At 33.0% G+C, this 17,645-nt stretch carries 17 protein-coding genes; 1 reads left to right on the forward strand and 16 read right to left on the reverse strand.

All coding sequences use genetic code 11. The annotated features are described in order from the left end of the window. Positions 1–271: 271 nt before the first annotated feature. From fabG to JX000_RS07590, 7 genes are all read right to left on the reverse strand, one after another. Positions 272–1,006: a 3-oxoacyl-[acyl-carrier-protein] reductase gene (gene fabG, locus JX000_RS07560; RefSeq protein ID WP_002450579.1), complete on the reverse strand. Its 735-nt coding sequence runs from the start codon at positions 1,004–1,006 to the stop codon at positions 272–274. Then, positions 1,006–1,926, reverse strand: a complete 921-nt coding sequence (gene fabD, locus JX000_RS07565) for an ACP S-malonyltransferase (protein WP_124228358.1) — start codon at positions 1,924–1,926, stop codon at positions 1,006–1,008. Before fabD ends, fabG begins: the two co-directional genes overlap by 1 nt. Continuing rightward, complete coding sequence (gene plsX, locus JX000_RS07570; RefSeq protein ID WP_002450581.1) at positions 1,919–2,905, reverse strand: phosphate acyltransferase PlsX; 987 nt, start codon at positions 2,903–2,905, stop codon at positions 1,919–1,921. The genes fabD and plsX overlap by 8 nt, the downstream gene beginning before the upstream one ends. Then, the gene (gene fapR, locus JX000_RS07575) at positions 2,898–3,467 is read right to left on the reverse strand and encodes a transcription factor FapR (RefSeq protein WP_002450582.1); all 570 of its coding nucleotides are present in this window, start codon (positions 3,465–3,467) and stop codon (positions 2,898–2,900) included. Before fapR ends, plsX begins: the two co-directional genes overlap by 8 nt. 148 nt (positions 3,468–3,615) lie before the next feature. Beyond that, positions 3,616–5,664 carry an ATP-dependent DNA helicase RecG gene (gene recG / locus JX000_RS07580; RefSeq protein ID WP_107532452.1) on the reverse strand — a complete coding sequence of 683 codons (2,049 nt, stop codon included), beginning with the start codon at positions 5,662–5,664 and terminating at the stop codon, positions 3,616–3,618. Between the two features lie 257 nt (positions 5,665–5,921). Next, a complete protein-coding gene (gene fakA, locus JX000_RS07585; RefSeq protein WP_124228360.1) occupies positions 5,922–7,571 on the reverse strand; it encodes a fatty acid kinase catalytic subunit FakA in 1,650 nt (549 codons plus the stop codon). Between the two features lie 14 nt (positions 7,572–7,585). Then, positions 7,586–7,960 carry an Asp23/Gls24 family envelope stress response protein gene (locus JX000_RS07590; protein ID WP_002466916.1) on the reverse strand — a complete coding sequence of 125 codons (375 nt, stop codon included), beginning with the start codon at positions 7,958–7,960 and terminating at the stop codon, positions 7,586–7,588. 307 nt (positions 7,961–8,267) lie between these two features. On the opposite strand from JX000_RS07590, the gene rpmB reads away from it, so the two are divergent. Then, entirely contained in the window at positions 8,268–8,456 is a 189-nt protein-coding gene (rpmB, locus tag JX000_RS07595; RefSeq protein ID WP_002435210.1) for a 50S ribosomal protein L28, read from the forward strand. An 84-nt stretch (positions 8,457–8,540) separates the two neighbouring features. Here rpmB and JX000_RS07600 read toward each other — a convergent pair whose 3' ends face one another. The 9 genes from JX000_RS07600 to JX000_RS07640 form a co-directional block, all read right to left on the reverse strand. Further along, positions 8,541–9,179, reverse strand: a complete 639-nt coding sequence (locus tag JX000_RS07600; RefSeq protein ID WP_206140571.1) for a thiamine diphosphokinase — start codon at positions 9,177–9,179, stop codon at positions 8,541–8,543. 6 nt (positions 9,180–9,185) lie between these two features. After that, positions 9,186–9,830: a ribulose-phosphate 3-epimerase gene (rpe, locus tag JX000_RS07605; protein WP_124228362.1), complete on the reverse strand. Its 645-nt coding sequence runs from the start codon at positions 9,828–9,830 to the stop codon at positions 9,186–9,188. Then, positions 9,831–10,706, reverse strand: a complete 876-nt coding sequence (gene rsgA / locus JX000_RS07610; protein WP_206140572.1) for a ribosome small subunit-dependent GTPase A — start codon at positions 10,704–10,706, stop codon at positions 9,831–9,833. Positions 10,707–10,843: 137 nt separating this feature from the next. After that, positions 10,844–12,880, reverse strand: coding sequence for a Stk1 family PASTA domain-containing Ser/Thr kinase (gene pknB, locus JX000_RS07615; RefSeq protein ID WP_124228363.1), 2,037 nt, complete (start codon positions 12,878–12,880; stop codon positions 10,844–10,846). After that, positions 12,877–13,620, reverse strand: coding sequence for a Stp1/IreP family PP2C-type Ser/Thr phosphatase (locus tag JX000_RS07620; RefSeq protein WP_002450590.1), 744 nt, complete (start codon positions 13,618–13,620; stop codon positions 12,877–12,879). The genes pknB and JX000_RS07620 overlap by 4 nt, the downstream gene beginning before the upstream one ends. A 5-nt stretch (positions 13,621–13,625) precedes the next feature. After that, positions 13,626–14,720: a dual-specificity RNA methyltransferase RlmN gene (gene rlmN, locus JX000_RS07625; protein ID WP_002450591.1), complete on the reverse strand. Its 1,095-nt coding sequence runs from the start codon at positions 14,718–14,720 to the stop codon at positions 13,626–13,628. Position 14,721: 1 nt separating this feature from the next. Next, positions 14,722–16,029 (reverse strand): 16S rRNA (cytosine(967)-C(5))-methyltransferase RsmB, encoded by a 1,308-nt coding sequence (gene rsmB / locus JX000_RS07630; RefSeq protein WP_124228364.1) that lies wholly within the window; start codon positions 16,027–16,029, stop codon positions 14,722–14,724. Then, positions 16,026–16,958 (reverse strand): methionyl-tRNA formyltransferase, encoded by a 933-nt coding sequence (fmt, locus tag JX000_RS07635; protein ID WP_002450593.1) that lies wholly within the window; start codon positions 16,956–16,958, stop codon positions 16,026–16,028. The genes rsmB and fmt overlap by 4 nt, the downstream gene beginning before the upstream one ends. Continuing rightward, on the reverse strand, positions 16,951–17,439 hold the full coding sequence (locus tag JX000_RS07640) for a peptide deformylase (protein ID WP_049425259.1): 489 nt from the start codon (positions 17,437–17,439) through the stop codon (positions 16,951–16,953). Before JX000_RS07640 ends, fmt begins: the two co-directional genes overlap by 8 nt. Positions 17,440–17,645 lie beyond the last annotated feature (206 nt).

A 17,645-nucleotide genomic window follows, 5' to 3' on the forward strand; every position in this document is an offset into this window, starting at 1 on the left:
AATTCTTAAATCTATTTGATTTTTTTAGAATTACCCCCGTAAAGGTGACTAGGTTAGTCATAGAGTGGATAACCAGTCAACTACTACGTAATGAGCTTTAGCTCAGGTAATCCGTTCTTTATTAACCCCAACTTGCATTGCTTGTTGAATTTCTTTTTTTGAAATTCTCTTTGTTGGGGCCCCAACCCCAACTTGCATTGCTTGTTGAATTTCTTTTTTTCAATTTCCATTTTTTAGGAGTTTGTATCATTATAGAACTGTATGTAGTTCATTACATGTACATACCGCCATTTACATGAATCGTTTGACCAGTAATGTATTTTGCTTTTTCAGAAGCTAAGAATGCAACTGTATTCGCAATATCAGTATCTTCACCAAAACGTGCTAAAGGAATTTGACCTAACATTTGTTCTTTCAAGTCATCACTTAAAGCATCAGTCATATCGGAAACAATAAAACCAGGTGCAACAGCATTTACAGTAATTCCACGTGAAGCTAACTCACGTGCAGCAGATTTAGTTAACCCTACTACACCAGCTTTAGTAGCTACGTAGTTTGCTTGACCTGGATTACCAACAGCGCCTACTACGCTTGATAAATTAATGATAGAGCCACTACGTTGTCTTAACATTTGTGGCGTAACCTTTTGGATACAATTGAATACACCTTTTAAGTTAGTATCAATCACATCATCCCATTCTTGCTCTTTCATACGCATTAATAAATTATCACGTGTTATGCCAGCATTGTTAACTAATACATCAATAGAACCAAATTGACTTACAACTTCTTTAATCATTGCTTTTACTTCGTCACCGTTAGCAACATTCGCTTGAATCGCAAAGCTTTCGACACCTTTTTCTTTAATTTCTGATACAACTGCCTCAGCTTTATCTTGGTTACCTGCATAATTGACTGCAACATTATAACCTTCCTCAGCTAATTGAATTGCTATACTACGACCAATACCTCGTGAAGCACCTGTTACTAAAGCATTTTTAGCCATTATTCATTCCATCCTTTCACATCTTCTAGTGTTTGAATTGATGTTAATTTTACGTCTCTGTTAATTTTTTTAATTAAACCAGATAATACTTTTCCTGGACCAATTTCAATAAAGTGATCGACACCTTGTTCAATTAACCATTCAGTTGATTTGATAAATTGAACTGGAGAGTATAGTTGTTTTACCATATGGTATTTGATAACCTCTGCATCAGTTTCACCTTCAGCATTGTAATTTTGAACGACTGGGAACTTTGCATCATGCCATTCAAATTGATTAATATATGCCGCAAAATCTTCTTCTATAACATTCATCATTGAAGAATGGAAAGGACCTGACACAGCTAATGGTAATACACGTTTCGCTCCTAATGATTTACCTTTTTCAACTAATTCATCAATTAATGTTTTATGACCTGAAACTACGATTTGACCAGGTGAATTAATATTTGCCGGTTCAATTAATTGATCTTCTGTTGATAGTTCTTTACAAATTTTATCTACTTCGTCAAAATCTAAACCTAAAACAGCAGCCATACTACCTACACCATTAGGGAATGCTTGAGCCATAAGTTCACCACGTTTACGAACAATCTTCACGGCATCTTCAAATGATAAAACACCGCTTGCCACTAAACTTGAATACTCGCCTAAACTATGACCCATAGTATAATCTGCATCGATATGATTTAACGCTTCTAATAATGCAACACTGTGCGTTAATAAAGCTGGTTGTGTATTTTCAGTTTCACCTATTTTACCTTCTTCATCTGTAAACATTGTTTCTAATAAATCAAAATCTACTGATTCTTGTGCTGTGTTTAATACTGCAGTAGCTTTTTCATCTACATTATATAAATCTTGTGCCATTCCCACTTTTTGTGCACCTTGACCTGGGAAAATGATCGCTGTTTTACCCATTTGTTCCACCTACCGTTTCTCTCATTGTTTGTACAATTTGTTGTTCTCCCGCAATTTTAGCCTGACGGATAGCTGAATAAAACGCTTTAGCATTTGAACTTCCATGCGCTTTAACAACTGTACCATCTAAACCTAATAATACTGAACCACCATACTCTGAGTAATCCATTTTTTGAGAGAATTGATTTAAGTCTTTTTTAAGTACTAAGGCTGCTATTTTATTTTTAAAGCTACTTAATAATGTTTCTTTTAACATTTTGCCAATTGATTTAGCAGTGCCCTCTAAGTTCTTAAGTACCATATTTCCTGTAAAACCATCTGTAACGACGACGTCTACGTTACCATCCATTAATGTTTTCGCCTCAACATTACCAGTAAATTTGAAGTCATCTTGTGCTTCCATTAACTCATAAGTTTTCTTAGTTAACGTATTACCTTTAGCTGCTTCTGTACCAATATTCAATAATGAAACTGATGGTTGTTTGATGCCTCTAATTTTTTGTGCATAGATATTACCCAACTGAGCATATTGTAATAAATGTTCTGGTTTAGCATCTGCATTCGCACCTACGTCTAGGAATACAAATCCTTTACCGTCTATCGTAGGTAAAGTAACAACTAATGCTGGTCTTGATACACCTTTGATACGACCAACAATGAATAAACCTGCTGACATTAATGCCCCTGTATTACCAGCTGAAACACATCCATCCGCTTCGCCAGACTTAACCGCTTCAGCCATTTTAACCATTGAACTATCTTTTTTACGTTTAATGGCACGTACTGGTTCATCTTCCATTTCGATTTTTTCAGAGCAGTGTCTAAAATCGATACGTCCATGATTTAATGTATATTGCTCTTGATCACCGAATAAGATGATTTCTAAATCTTTAAAATCGTCGACTGCTTTTTTAACAGCTTCAAGTACGATTCCAGGTGCGTCATCTCCGCCCATCATATCTACTGCAATTTTAACCATTTAATTCATCCTCACTTATATAGAACATTTTAAATTTACCAATAAAAACTAATTTATCTTTCACATAAGAGTTTACTTCTATTAAATAATGTTTGTTCGTTTGATTGATTACGTTGGCTACTGCTTTCACTGTATCATTTAATTTTACTTTATCCAGAAATTTAACATCACTTTCTTGCGTTAATACCGTTGGATTATGTATAAGTGCAACACACAAAGAGTTGGCCTGTGCAAATAAAACATGACCACGTGCAATTTGTGATTTAGAGAAAACGGAATCGCTTGTAATTTCAATCATCGATGTAGCTGTATCATTGGGTTTCAATTGAACTAAATCACCTATAATTTCATTAGCCTCAATTGATTTAATTTGATCGTAATTGTGTTCAGCTACTAATTTTACTCGTTTTCTTAATTCTGGAATATTCAAATGTGTTCGATCAAGTCGAATGGTTTGAATACTCACTTGGAACATTTCACATAGTTCATTGTCTGTGATAAAGGGGTTGTTTTCAATGGCTTGCTGAATCGCCTGTCTACGTTCATTTTTCTTTAATTTCACATTCTCACCCCTCATTTTAGTACCAAGTCTTAAACATTCCTCACATATCATAACACTTTCTATTTCAATCCCTCAACAATTAACTATAATACATACATAAATTTATTTATTGGTTATTAAATTCCTCGTTTTAAATGATAGCATTTTATCAATCAAAGCTCATATCAAGTAAATTATCTTCGATAAAATGTCTAAGATGATCATAATTTTCATTGAAAAATTCACCAGATTGAATTAATTCACCTGCTTCGTCTCTTGCTACTTCTAACATACGATAATCTTCTACAATATTGGCAACTAAGAAATCAGGCAAACCACTTTGCTTCACACCGAAGAAATCACCTGGACCACGCATTTCTAGATCTCGTTCACTCAATTCAAACCCATCTGTTGTTTGTGTCATAATCGCCATTCTTTCGATTCCAGTTTCAGTTTTAGGCGAAGCAATGAGCACACAATAACTTTGATGTTCACTTCTACCTACTCTTCCACGTAATTGATGTAAAGTTGATAAACCGAAGCGGTCAGCATCATATATCATCATAAAAGTCGCATTAGGTACATTAACACCTACTTCAACCACTGTCGTTGAAACTAATATATCAATTTCATGTTCACTAAAACGGTGCATGACTTCATCTTTTTCTTCATTGCTTAGTTTACCGTGTAATAAACCTACTTTGTTTTCACCATAGTATTGTTGTAATGATTCAAATAGTTCTACCACATTCTGTACATCTTCTAAATGTTCAGAGCTTTCAATAAGTGGACAAATGACATAGGCTTGTCTTCCTTTTTTTAATTCACTTGTCATTTGAGTTAATACTTGTTCATATTGCTCATGCTTTGCCCAACTCGTCATAATCGGTTTTCTACCTTTAGGTAACTGTTTAATAGATGAAACGTCCATTTCTCCAAACACTGATATTGCTAATGTTCTAGGAATCGGTGTGGCTGTCATAAACAAGACATTGGTCATCGCACCTTTTTCTCTTAATTTTTGACGTTGATTCACTCCAAAACGATGTTGTTCATCCGTAATGACTAAACCAACATTGTCAAAGGCAACATCATCTTGAATTAAAGCATGTGTACCTATTAAGCAATCTATCGTTCCATTTTCAAGTTGTTCTAACAAAATACGACGTTTTTTCCCTTTGACTGATCCTGTTAATAAAGCGACATTCATTGTGTCACCGAATAATTGAATTAAACTTTCGGCATGTTGTTCAGCAAGTATTTCTGTAGGTACCATAAGTGCTGATTGGTATCCAGCTGTTTTTAAGGCATACATACATATAGCAGCTACGACCGTTTTACCTGATCCAACATCTCCTTGTAATAATCTATGCATACGAATAGGTGCTTTTAAATCTCTAAATATTTCATTAACACTCGTCTTTTGGGCATCTGTTAATTCGAACGGTAAACTATCAATAAATGATTTTACTTTTTGAATATCATAATCAATTTCTATGGCATCGTCTGACGCCTTTTCTAATCGATTCAACCATTGCATGCGTAATTCAAACATAAATAATTCTGTAAATGCATAAGTACGTCTTGCTCTAAGTAAGTCTTGTTTACCTTGGGGATGATGTAAATGATTAAGGGTAAATTCTAAAGTTTCTAATTTATACTTATTTCTGAGCTCATCTGATAACCACTCATGTATGACTACATCATTTAATGACTGACGTATATGATCACGCAATTGCTTTTGTTTAATACCTTCTTTAATACGATAAACGGGCTCTAATTGTGTATCATTAAGATTTTCCTGTTGATTAAAGAACATTCTATTACCATTTATTTCTTGTTTTGAGCGATTCCATTTCCCTTTAACCGTTACAGTACCATGTAATTCAATTTTCTTTTTTAAATAAGGTTGATTAAAAAAGACGCATTTGACTGCAATTTGATTCACCATAATATGTACAGTTAGCTTAGATTTATTTCTCCCAAAAAATGCTACTGTTGGAGAGGAGTATACTTCACCTTGAACAGTTACAGTACTTTGGTCTTCTGCCTCGTTTAAATCTATAACAGTATTATCCTCATAACGCGTAGGTAAATATAGTATGAGATCTTCGACAGTGTTAATATTTAATTCTTGTAATACAGCTAAACGCTTCGGTCCTATACCCTTAATTTGATTTAATGGATAGGGACTTTCTATTAAATTGACTTTCGCCATATTCGATCACCTTATTATGTATTAATCTTTAATCTATATTGTCACTTAAATAATACATTCATTCTACCATTTAGTTCCTTCAATGGTGGATTAAAACGCATTGATGTATTTTAGTTTACATAATATTTTTACGGACTATATACTATAGTATCTTAATGCTATTGTTATATGATGATTAACAAAAATAAAACGAGATAAAAGTAGTCAGAGTATTATTCTGAATATACTTTCAATCTCGTTTTATTCATTAAATATGTTTATTCAACAGCAAATAAATACTGATAAATAGGTTGTTGACCATTATGATTTTCAATTTCAACATCTGGATACGTAGATTCTATCCATTCAACAAGTTGATCTGTTGTTTGTTGATTTGCATCTTCACCAACAATAATTGTTAAAATTTCACTATCTTCAGAAAGCATGGCTTCTAACAATTGTTTAGTAGCAGTATATTGATCAACATCGCTTGTTATGATTTTATCTTCAGCAAGACCCATAAATTCATCTTTTTTAATTTCAACACCATCAATTTTAGTGTCTCTCACTGCAAATGTAACCGAACCAGATTTAACGACATCTAATGCAGTAACCATATGACTCTTATTATCTTCTAATGAAGAACCTTCGTCATATTGGAATAAAGCTGCAATACCTTGAGGAACAGATTTTGTAGGAATCACTACTGCCTCTGCATCAACAATTTCTGCTGCTTGTTCACTGGCCATTAAAATATTTTTATTATTTGGTAAAATAATCGCACGCTTACATTCTGATTGCTCAATGACTTTAACTATATCTTCAGTAGATGGATTCATTGTTTGTCCACCACTGATAATATGTGTAGCTCCCATTGATTTAAATAAATCTGAGATACCATCACCCATAGAAATAGTAATAATAGCTGTTTCGACAGTTTGTGGTGTGTCATCTTTATGATTATTCGCTTCTTTTTTAATTACTTCACGGTGTTGCTCTCTCATATTTTCAACTTTAAGTTTAATTAATTCTCCATATTGTTGTCCGTAATTAAATACTTGTCCAGGATATTCTGTATGAACATGCACTTTAACAATTTCATCATCATTGATTACTAATAATGAATCGCCAAATTCGCTCATATCTTGACGGAATTCATCTTCTTTAAATTCTTTCTTATCTTTACCAAAACGAACCATCATTTCAGTACAATATCCATAAACAATATCTTCTGTATTAATCACGCCATGGAAATCATGCTCGTCATTAACTAACGTATCTGTATCTAATTTAGGTTTACTTGCTTCAATCGTTTCGCCATTTAAACCTTTTAAGAATCCTTCATATACAGATAATAATCCTTTACCACCACTATCTACAACGCCAACTTCTTTTAATACAGCTAGTAAATTAGGTGTATTGTCTAATGACTTTTCAGCAGCTTCAATCGTTGCTTCCATGATTTCAACACAATCTTTAGATGACTCAGCTTTATCAATAGCTGCTTGAGCTGCATCTTTAGCAACAGTTAAGATCGTCCCTTCAACTGGTTTCATTACAGCCTTATAAGCTGTTTCGACACCTGCTTGAAGACTTTCAGCTAACTGTTGTGCATCAATTTCAGATTCTGTCTCGATATTTTTACAGAATCCTCTAAATAATTGAGATAAAATAACGCCAGAGTTCCCTCTTGCACCCATTAATAAACCTTTAGAGAATGTTTTACCAAGTTCTCCAATATTTTGAGATAAATTATTTTCAACTTCCTCACGACCAGAAGTGATTGTTAGATTCATATTTGTCCCTGTATCTCCATCTGGAACTGGATATACATTAAGCGAATCCACTAAATCTGCATTATTAGATAAATTTTGTGCCCCTTGTATAATCATATCGGCAAATAATTTACCATTGATTTTGCTAATCATTTCACGTTGTCCTCCTAAATCTTTTTGCCCGTTTGGTTTAATCTAACACCTTGTACAAAGATATTAACTGAATTCACTTTTACATTAAGCGTAGACTCTAATGTATATTTAACAGTTGACTGAACATTGTTCGCCACTTCTGAAATTTTCACACCATAACTTACTATAATATACATGTCTATATCAACATTTCCGTCCTCTTCACGAACTTTGATGCCTCTTGCATAATTTTCATGGCCTAAAATTTCTGCGATGCCATCTCTTACTTGCTGTCTAGATGCCATACCAACAATGCCGTAACATTCAACAGCTTTTCCACCTACAACTGAGGCGATGACTTCATTCGAAATATCAATTTTACCGTAATCATTTGAAATTTCTAATGTCATATTAATATTCCTCCTGAAAATAAAAGTTATGTGTTTCTTGTCTTATATAGATAAGCAATCTCTTTGCTAGTCTGCATTAATTATTATTACTAATTCATTCGAATTTTTAATGTTTAAATTTCCTATTTCTTTAAAGTATCATACTATATTACTCCACAGCTTACAATTATATCATAATTTATCAAACGTTTCTGTATATAATTCATGATTTATATAACTATTTATTGCTAATCTTAAACAATTGTGGTATCTTAATAAAGTATATAAGTAGTGACGTGTATTTATATTTATTAAAGGAGGTACTTTCATGGGTAAACAATGTTACGTAACAGGTCGTAAAGCTTCGACTGGTAATAATCGTTCACACGCTTTAAATGCGAACAAACGCAGATGGAACGCTAACCTTCAAAAAGTTAGAATTCTTGTTGACGGAAAACCTAAAAAAGTTTGGGTTTCTGCACGTGCTTTAAAATCTGGTAAAGTTACTAGAGTTTAATAAATATAATGCACATATAAATAGTCCTTATGTGGAGGACATATTTTAAAAGAACTTAAAGGATATCCTTTAAGTTCTTTTTTTCTACAAGTCTTTACTTCTAATTTGTAACACAAGACCATTATGAATTTCTATTTTGGCATTAGGTTTTTCAACCTCATTAGAAATCGTTAATGTCGATCCCCTTACTAACTTTTCCTTTTCCAAATTATATTTAAATCCTGCCAACGTTAATATAGGTTCTCCACTCACGGGTATAAAGGAAACATATTGATATTGCGCATGTGGTGATATATTGTGCATACCAGAAGTCAATAGTATGATTTCATTTTGCTCATCTATTATTTTAAATTTGATACCTTTATTAATATATTCTGATTTCAACAAAATTTGAATGACACCCATAAAATGATCTAATCGACCACCAGTAGCACCATATATATGAATATCTTGATACCCCTCTTCAACAGCTTGAGCAACTCCTAAACCTAAATCTGTATCATCTTTTTCAGCTTTAACAGGATGAATATTCAATTGTGTTGCTAAAAGTTGACATTCTTGATTATTAACAGAATCAAAATCCCCCACTGAGAAAACAGGGTCAATTTGATTCTGAATTAAAATCAATGCTCCCCTATCAATACCAGCCCATGTTTCTTGAGCATGATGTTGAAATAGATCTTTAGGGATATGTCTATCTGAACATAATAAATTGATTTTCATATTCAATCAGCCCTTTAAATTTTGTGTAACAGCTTGATAATCATCTTGTTTGAAGAAGTATGAACCTGTCACTAACATCTTAGCGCCATTTTTAACGCAAATTTCGGCTGTTTCTGCATTAATTCCACCATCAACTTCAATATCAAAAGTGAGTTGCTTTTCATTTTTTAAAGTATTTAATTCCAACACTTTATCCACACAATCCTCAATAAATGATTGGCCACCAAATCCAGGATTTACTGTCATAATTAAAACATAGTCCACTGCATTGATAATAGGTAAAATTTGGCTCACGGGTGTTCCCGGATTAATCACTACGCCTGCTTTTTTCCCTTTATTCTTAATTTGTTCGATAGCTCTATGGATATGTGCAGTCGCTTCTAAATGCACAGAAATTAAGTCTGCACCATGATCTGCAAAAAGTTCAATATACTGTTCTGGATTTTCAATCATCAAATGAACATCAATTGGTAACTTTGATTGTTGTCGCACAGCGTCTAAAATAGGTATGCCAATTGAAATATTTGGCACAAATTGTCCATCCATTACATCGAAATGTAAGCCATCTACACCTGCTTCTTCCAATTTAACTAATTCATCCTTTAAATTTAAAAAATCTACTGATAATAATGAAGGTAATACTTTTGTCATTTAATATCGTACCTTTCTTTCTGAAATTTCATTGAATAACTGTAAATAATGTTCATATCTAAATTGAGCAATATTCCCAACATCTAATTCTTCTTTGACTTTACATTTCGGTTCCTTTAAATGATTACAATTACGGAACTTACATTGTGTGCCATATTGTGCGATTTCGATGAAGTAATCTTTAAGTTCATCTTTATCAATATGATCAAAATCTAATGCGCTAAATCCAGGTGTATCTGCAATAAACCCATTAACTGTTTCGTGAAGTTCAACATGTCTTGTTGTATGTTTACCACGATTCAAAGATTTTGAAATATCGTTAGTATCAAGATTTAGTTCTGGTTTAAAACGATTTAAAAAGGTTGATTTACCCACACCAGATTGACCACTTAATACAATCAAACCCTCTCCCCATTCTTGTACCAAAGCATGTTGATCGTCATTAATACCAACAAATTGAGTTGAATAACCTATTTCTTCATATATAGCTAAATAACTATTGATTTTTTCAATTTGATTATCGTCAGCCATATCTTTTTTAGTAACTAATATTCTAGTATCTAAGCCATAAGAATGTGCTATGACTAAGAATCTATCTAATAATTGAGTAGAAAACTGTGGTTCAACTGCACTCATGACTATAACTAATGTATCTATATTACTGACAGGTGGTCGTTTTAAAGCATTCTCTCTTTCATGAACATGTTGGATGTAACCTTCCGTTTCATTTTGAACATTAAAGTCAACAATATCGCCAACGATTGGTGAAAATTTCTTTTTTCTAAATAAGCCACGAGGCTTGGTATTATACCTAGTGCCATTCACATCAACTTGATAAACACCACTTATCAATTTTACAATTCGACCAGTCTTCAAAAGGACACCTCTCAATTTTATTTTACTGTTATTAGTATATCAAAATCATAACTATTTATATATCTTTCTATATATAAAAAGACGGTGAGTATTATTTTCAACTCACCGTCTGACCTGTAGTACTATATTGTATAGATTTAATCATCATATCCTACATCTTTATCTGCAACAACTTTATTATCTACTCTGATAGTATAACCAGCTGTTTTGCCTTTTTCGATTTTCATTGGAATATTGATAGATTTATTATCTTTGATTTCAAAGGATTGTATAGCCTCAGAACCATCATTATCTTTATCTCGAATATAAACTTCTACTTTTTGGCTTTTTCCTTTTTTACCAGAATAAGGTACTTCAACAGATTCATTGTAATTTTTTATGTCTTTTGCTGATGAATCCTCTGAATCATCTTCCTTAGATTTATCGTCATCAGAATCTGATTCTTTCCCCTTTGAAACGACTAATGAGATAGTAGAACCTTCATCAATAGATTTACTCTTAGGTGATTGTGAAATAACATTGTTCTTTTTCACACTATCACTATACGTTTCAGAAACCTTTACTTTAAACCCTTTTGATTCAAGTTCTTTTTTAGCTGTAGAATATGATTTGTTTTCATAATTACTAACATAAACTTGTCTGACACCAAGTGATTCATAAATCTTTATATTATGATCATTTAATTTCACTTGTTTGTTAGCAGCAACATTTTGGTTAGCAATATAACCTTTTGGCGTATTCGCATTATAGGTTTGTTCAACAGCAACATCTTTAAGCCCTACTTTTTCAAGTTTATTCAAGGCTTCATTTTTTGATAATCCAACGACACTTGGCATTTTGACTGTTTCAGGTCCTTTTGATAAAACAATATCAATTTTGTCACCACGTTCTACACGTTCCCCTTTACCTGGACGTGACTTAATAACTTGGTTTTCAGGATATTTATTACTATAATCTCTCGAAATATCTCCAAGATTTAATTGGTGATTTTTTAATATTTTCTCAGCTTGTTTTTCAGTTTTTCCTGATACATTTGGCATTTCCTCATATTTACTACCGAATACAGCCATGCTGATAAAGGCAATCAAACCAATCAACAATAATGCGAAAATAAACGCAAATAAAAATTTCTTTTTCTTAGAACTTTTTTTACGAGGTGGCTCATAAATTGGACTTTCCATACTTTGAAATTGTTGATGGTTGACTTTTTGATCCATAATTGGAATTTGCATCGTCTCTTCAATGCTTTTTTCTTTTGGTGTATCATCTATTTTTTTAGAAATTTCATCCTTCGAAAACGACATTGTCTTTGTTTTCGTTTGATCTAACTCATATTTTTCTTCATTTGAACGATTTTCGTGTAGCGCACTACTTAAATCATCACGCATTTGTTGAATGGTACGATATCTATCTGCTCTATCTTTTTCCGTTGCTTTAAGTACAACGTTACTCAAAGCTTGTGGTACCTCTTCACGTTTTTCAGTAGTGATATTGGGAATCGTGTCCTGAATATGCTTAATGGCGATACTTACTGCTGTTTCACCATTAAATGGCGGTTCACCAACAAGCATTTCATAGAGTACAATACCTATTGAATAAATGTCAGTTCCTTCATTAGTCGATTCACCTTTAGCTTGTTCAGGTGATAAGTATTGTACCGTCCCGAGCACATGGTTAGTTTGTGTCAATGATGTTTCACTAATCGCTTTAGCAATTCCAAAATCAAAGATTTTAAGTGTTTTATTTTTATCTATGAGTATATTTTGCGGTTTAATATCCCTATGTACAATTCTATTATCATGTGCATGTTTGATACCTTCAAGAATTTGTTGGGCAAATTGAATTGCTGTCTCTATACTTAAAGGCCCATGATTTTGAATATATTCAGACAATGTTGGCCCTTCTATATATTCCATCACTAAAAAGTAACAGTCGTCCTCTTCAGCTACATCATACATGCTCACAATATTTTTATGTGCCAATTGTGATGAATTATGCACTTCTCTTTCAAATCGACGTAGTGTTTCTTCCTTTTCTCTTGGAGGTATGGAAATCGCTTTGATAGCTACCTTGCGTTTAAGAATAAGATCTTCAGCAAGATACACAATGCTCATGCCACCTCCGCCAAGTTTATCGATGACTTTGTAGCGTTCGTCAATCAGTTTATCGATCATACTCTATCACCTTCGATAGCAGATAAGATAAAACTGATATTATCTTTTGAATCATGTGCGAATGCTATACGCATGATACGCTCACCATGATCTTCTAAAGAGGCGTCTTGTTTTAATTCCTCTTGAATTTCCTCATTTCTAACATAATCTGTTAATCCATCAGAGCATAATAGTAAGAAGTCATAAAAATTTAAGCGCTTAATAAATAAGTCTGGTGACACGCGTTTATCAGTGCCCATAACTTTTGTAATAATATTTCTTTGTGGGTGACGGTATGCTTCTTCTTCTGTGATTTGACCTGTCATCACTAAATGATTGACAAAGGAGTGATCACTTGTAATTTGATCGATTTGCCTACTGTTTATAACATATGCACGAGAATCACCCACATTGGCAACGACAACTGTTTTATCAAATACTAATGCACAAACACAAGTCGTTCCCATACCATAATAATTTGGATTTTCTTGAGCATAATTGTACAAATCAAAATTAATATCTTTAATATTTGTACGCAACCATTCTTCAGCTTGATGTTCTTCTATTAAGTTTTCTGATTCAAAACGTTTTTGTAGCTCATAAGTAACAAACTGACTTGCAATTTCACCAGCTCTATGACCACCCATACCATCACACAAAACTAGCATTTGTTGGTTGGTTTGGTTATAAAAAATACCACCTGCATCTTCATTCTTATCTCTATGTTGTCCAGTATCAGTGAAAAATTGTGCATTTAGCATTGCTCTTACCTCGTTTCTACTTGTCGTTCCTTCGCTCTTAATTGACCACATGCTGCATCAATATCTGACCCTTGTTCACGTCTTATTGTAGCATTGATACCTAATCGTTTTAACTCTTTTTCAAATTTAAAAATGTCATCTTTAGGTGTTTTAACATAATTTCTTTCTGGAACATGGTTCACAGGTATTAAATTCACGTGACAATTTAACCCTTTAATGAGATGCGCTAAATCTCTTGCATGTTCCAATTGATCATTCACACCGCCGAATAAGCCATATTCAAATGTAATTCGTCGATTCGTCTTCTCTTGATAATATTCAATGGCTTCCATTAACTTTTCAACATTATATGCTCTGTTAATCGGCATTAATCTTGAACGCACTTCATCTTTTGCGCCATGTAAACTAACGGCAAAGTTAATTTGAATATCTTCCTCTGCGAAATCATAGATTCTAGGAATAATACCTGATGTTGATACAGTAATATGACGTGCACCTATATTTAAACTATTATCATCATTGACAATTCGCAAGAAATCCATCATTTCGTCATAATTTTCAAATGGCTCTCCGATTCCCATAATAACGATTTGAGAGACACGCTCTTCAGTTTCATCTAACGCCTTTTGTACAGTAAGCACTTGTGAAACAATTTCACCTGCTTCTAAATTACGTTTTAATCCTCCTAATGTTGAGGCACAGAATGTACAACCGATACGACAACCTACTTGCGTTGTTACACATACAGAATTCCCATATTCATGACGCATTAATACTGTCTCAATTGTATATCCATCTTGCAATTCAAATAAGAATTTAATTGTACCGTCTCTACTTTCTTGTTTAACTACAGTAGTTAATGTTGTCATAGCAAAGTTATCTTTTAAAAGTTGTCTTAAATCTTTAGATAAATTCGTCATTTCATCAATACTATCAACACGTTTTTGGTATAACCATTCAAATATTTGTTTTGCTCTGAACTTTTGTTGGCCATGTTCGATAAGCCAATTTTGCATTTCATCATATCTTAAAGAATAAATAGACTGCTTCTCAAAATCAGGAAGGAATTTATTTTTCTTTTTCTTTTTATCAGTAATCATTTTAACTTTCCTTTCTTTTAATTCTAGCGATAAAGAATCCATCTGAGTGGTAGTCTTGAGGGAATACTTGTAATGTCTTCACCATTTCCCCTGTCATTGGGTGTTGGAATGGTTCGAATTCGAAATCTTTATTTTGTTTTAAAAATGTATAGACAACATTTTCGTTTTCCATTTGTTCAATCGTACATGTTGAATAAATAATTGAGCCACCTGGCTTCACGTTATGCTTAACATTCTCCAATATTTGTAATTGCAATTCAACTAATGATTGTATAGAATTTTTCGACTGCGTGTATTTTATTTCAGGTTTATGTCTTAATACACCAAAGCCACTACAAGGTGCATCTACTAGAATCTTGTCATATTGGTTATTATAAGGTTTAGTTGCATCATGTTGATAAGCTTTAATATTTTTCAATCTAAGCTTTCTTATATTGAAATCTATTAATTTAATTTTATGGTCATGGATATCAGTTGCATCAACATGTCCCTCCGGAGATAAAATTTCGGCGATGTGACACGCTTTTCCTCCTGGTGCACTACATGCATCAAGGACTGAATCATCTCTGTTTAAGCCCATAATATGTGCAACAAACATAGAACTTTTATCTTGAATTGAAACTAAACCATCCTTAAATGCTCTTGAATTAACAATCGGTTTGCCTGAAATATGGAGACAAAATGGTAACACATCATCTCGTTCAACAGTATAATTCTCTTTCTCTAATGCACTAATAATGTTATCAATAGAACCTCTCGTAATATTTGCTCTAACAGTGGTTGCTACTGGCTCTAAAAATGACTGTGCAATTGCTTCTGTTTGCTCTAAACCGTAATGTGTTACCCAATGATCAACAAGCCATTTTGGTAAACTATATTGAATGGCGATACGTTTTTTATCATCTTGTATATCTTTAACATCAGGCAATTCACTTCTCATGATTGTACGTAGAATACCATTAACCACATTGCCGGTATAATAGCCGCCTTCTTCTTTTGCAATCTCAACCGCTTCATTAATAATGGCATGATTCGGTACCTTATCTAAATATACATATTGATAGATACTCATCCATAACAACTCACGTACCCAACCTTTTATCTTAGTTTTTAAGAAAGGCTTCAAATAAAAATCTAACGTGTATTTGCGTTTAACAGTCCCATATACAAGTTCAGTGAAAAGACCTTTATCTAAATCACTAATCTCATAAGTAGAGAGTACTTCATTGATTTCTAGATTACTATATGCGCCTTCATCTAATATTGCTTGTATTGTCTCAAATGCGAGACCTCTTATCGAATTTGTCATACTAATTTCTTCCCAACTAGTGATTCTTGAACACCACTTAAATAATTTGCTACTTGCATACGTTTTTTACCGGCTAATTGTATATCAGTTAGTGCAATACATTCATCTGAAGCTGTTGCAACAACAATTGCTTTTTTAGTCGTTTCAACAATCGTTCCAGGTTCTCCTTTTTTACCAGAAACGATGTGCGCACTATATATTTTTAAATTTTTATCATCCATGATGGTATAAGCTACTGGCCAAGGAGATAAGCCACGAATATGATTATGAATTACCTGTGCATCTTGGTTCCAATTAATTTTTTCATCTTCACGACTAATATTAGAAGCAAATGAAGCTTGAGCTTCATCTTGAACAATACTATCGTTTGTACCATCTAAGATAGACGGTAAAGTTTCTTTAAGTAAATCAGCACCTAAAAAACTTAGCTTATCATGCATAGAACCAACATTATCATCTTGTTCAATTGCAATTGCACGTTGTGAAATAATATTTCCTGCATCTAATTTTTTCACCATATACATGATCGTGATTCCTGTTTCTTTTTCACCATCAATAATCGCTTGATGAATCGGAGCACCGCCACGATATTTAGGTAATAAAGATGCATGTACATTAATAGCACCTAATTTAGGTGAATCTAATAAAGACTCAGGTAAAATTTGCCCAAATGCAGCTGTAACAATTAAATCAGCATCCATGTCTAATAAAGTTTGTAATTCATCAGAATCTTTTATTTTTTCAGGTTGATATACTGGTATATCATGCTCTAATGCTACTTTTTTAACTGGTGGTGGTGTCATGACACGTTTTCTACCTACTGGTCTATCTGGTTGCGTTACAACTGCAACTACTTCTTGTTCTGCGATTAGCATTTCTAATACTTTTGTCGAAAAATCAGGTGTCCCCATAAAAATTATTTTACTCATATTCGAAATACGCCTCCATTTCTTCTTCACTTAGTATACGTTTAGCCTTTTCTGTGAAAAATATGCCATTGAGTTGATCTATCGTATGTAAAATCATTCTAGCTACATCATCATATGCTGTAAGTTCAACAGTATTCCCATTGACATCATTACTTTCTACAACAATCATTTTGCTACGTTCAACTTCACCAAACACATTTGGCAAACTGACTGACCCTTCTAAATCAGTAATGGTTTCTTCAGATTGTTTTTTTATTTTCGGGTTAATCAGTTGTAGCAATCCTTCCATTTCCATATCTACAATCGCTACTTGTTGGTTAATGCCAATTTGATTAGCACTGAGTGCAGACCCTTCCAAAGCATATAGACTATCTTCTACATCTATTAACGTTTGCTTTAATTGATCATCAAAATGTTTAACTGGATTTGCAGGTTGATTAAAAATTGGATGCTCTGATTTTACTAATTTTTTTACTGACACATTTAACGCTCCTCATTAAAATTCATCAAACCATTATAACTTAATTAGCACAAAATTGCGACCTCTCCTAATCAGACTAAAGGATGAGGTCAATGTCTTTGACTTTAATATTATATTTTATAAAATATAAATGAGTAGTATGTTTTGAAAATAGAAAAGTCTTTCAAAATCATTAATTTATTTTTTATAAAGTGAGGTGTAACCAT

The organism is Staphylococcus sp. SB1-57 (genome assembly GCF_017086425.1).
In the GTDB taxonomy this organism is placed as follows: domain Bacteria; phylum Bacillota; class Bacilli; order Staphylococcales; family Staphylococcaceae; genus Staphylococcus; species Staphylococcus warneri_A.

Bases quoted from the DNA above. Each gene is read 5' to 3' on its own strand.
- fabG (WP_002450579.1), bottom strand. From the start codon at position 1,006: ATGGCTAAAAATGCTTTAGTAACAGGTGCTTCACGAGGTATTGGTCGT.
- fabD (WP_124228358.1), bottom strand. From the start codon at position 1,926: ATGGGTAAAACAGCGATCATTTTCCCAGGTCAAGGTGCACAAAAAGTG.
- plsX (WP_002450581.1), bottom strand. From the start codon at position 2,905: ATGGTTAAAATTGCAGTAGATATGATGGGCGGAGATGACGCACCTGGA.
- recG (WP_107532452.1), bottom strand. From the start codon at position 5,664: ATGGCGAAAGTCAATTTAATAGAAAGTCCCTATCCATTAAATCAAATT.
- fakA (WP_124228360.1), bottom strand. From the start codon at position 7,571: ATGATTAGCAAAATCAATGGTAAATTATTTGCCGATATGATTATACAA.
- JX000_RS07590 (WP_002466916.1), bottom strand. From the start codon at position 7,960: ATGACATTAGAAATTTCAAATGATTACGGTAAAATTGATATTTCGAAT.
- rpmB (WP_002435210.1), top strand. From the start codon at position 8,268: ATGGGTAAACAATGTTACGTAACAGGTCGTAAAGCTTCGACTGGTAAT.
- JX000_RS07600 (WP_206140571.1), bottom strand. From the start codon at position 9,179: ATGAAAATCAATTTATTATGTTCAGATAGACATATCCCTAAAGATCTA.
- rpe (WP_124228362.1), bottom strand. From the start codon at position 9,830: ATGACAAAAGTATTACCTTCATTATTATCAGTAGATTTTTTAAATTTA.
- pknB (WP_124228363.1), bottom strand. From the start codon at position 12,880: ATGATCGATAAACTGATTGACGAACGCTACAAAGTCATCGATAAACTT.
- JX000_RS07620 (WP_002450590.1), bottom strand. From the start codon at position 13,620: ATGCTAAATGCACAATTTTTCACTGATACTGGACAACATAGAGATAAG.
- rlmN (WP_002450591.1), bottom strand. From the start codon at position 14,720: ATGATTACTGATAAAAAGAAAAAGAAAAATAAATTCCTTCCTGATTTT.
- rsmB (WP_124228364.1), bottom strand. From the start codon at position 16,029: ATGACAAATTCGATAAGAGGTCTCGCATTTGAGACAATACAAGCAATA.
- fmt (WP_002450593.1), bottom strand. From the start codon at position 16,958: ATGAGTAAAATAATTTTTATGGGGACACCTGATTTTTCGACAAAAGTA.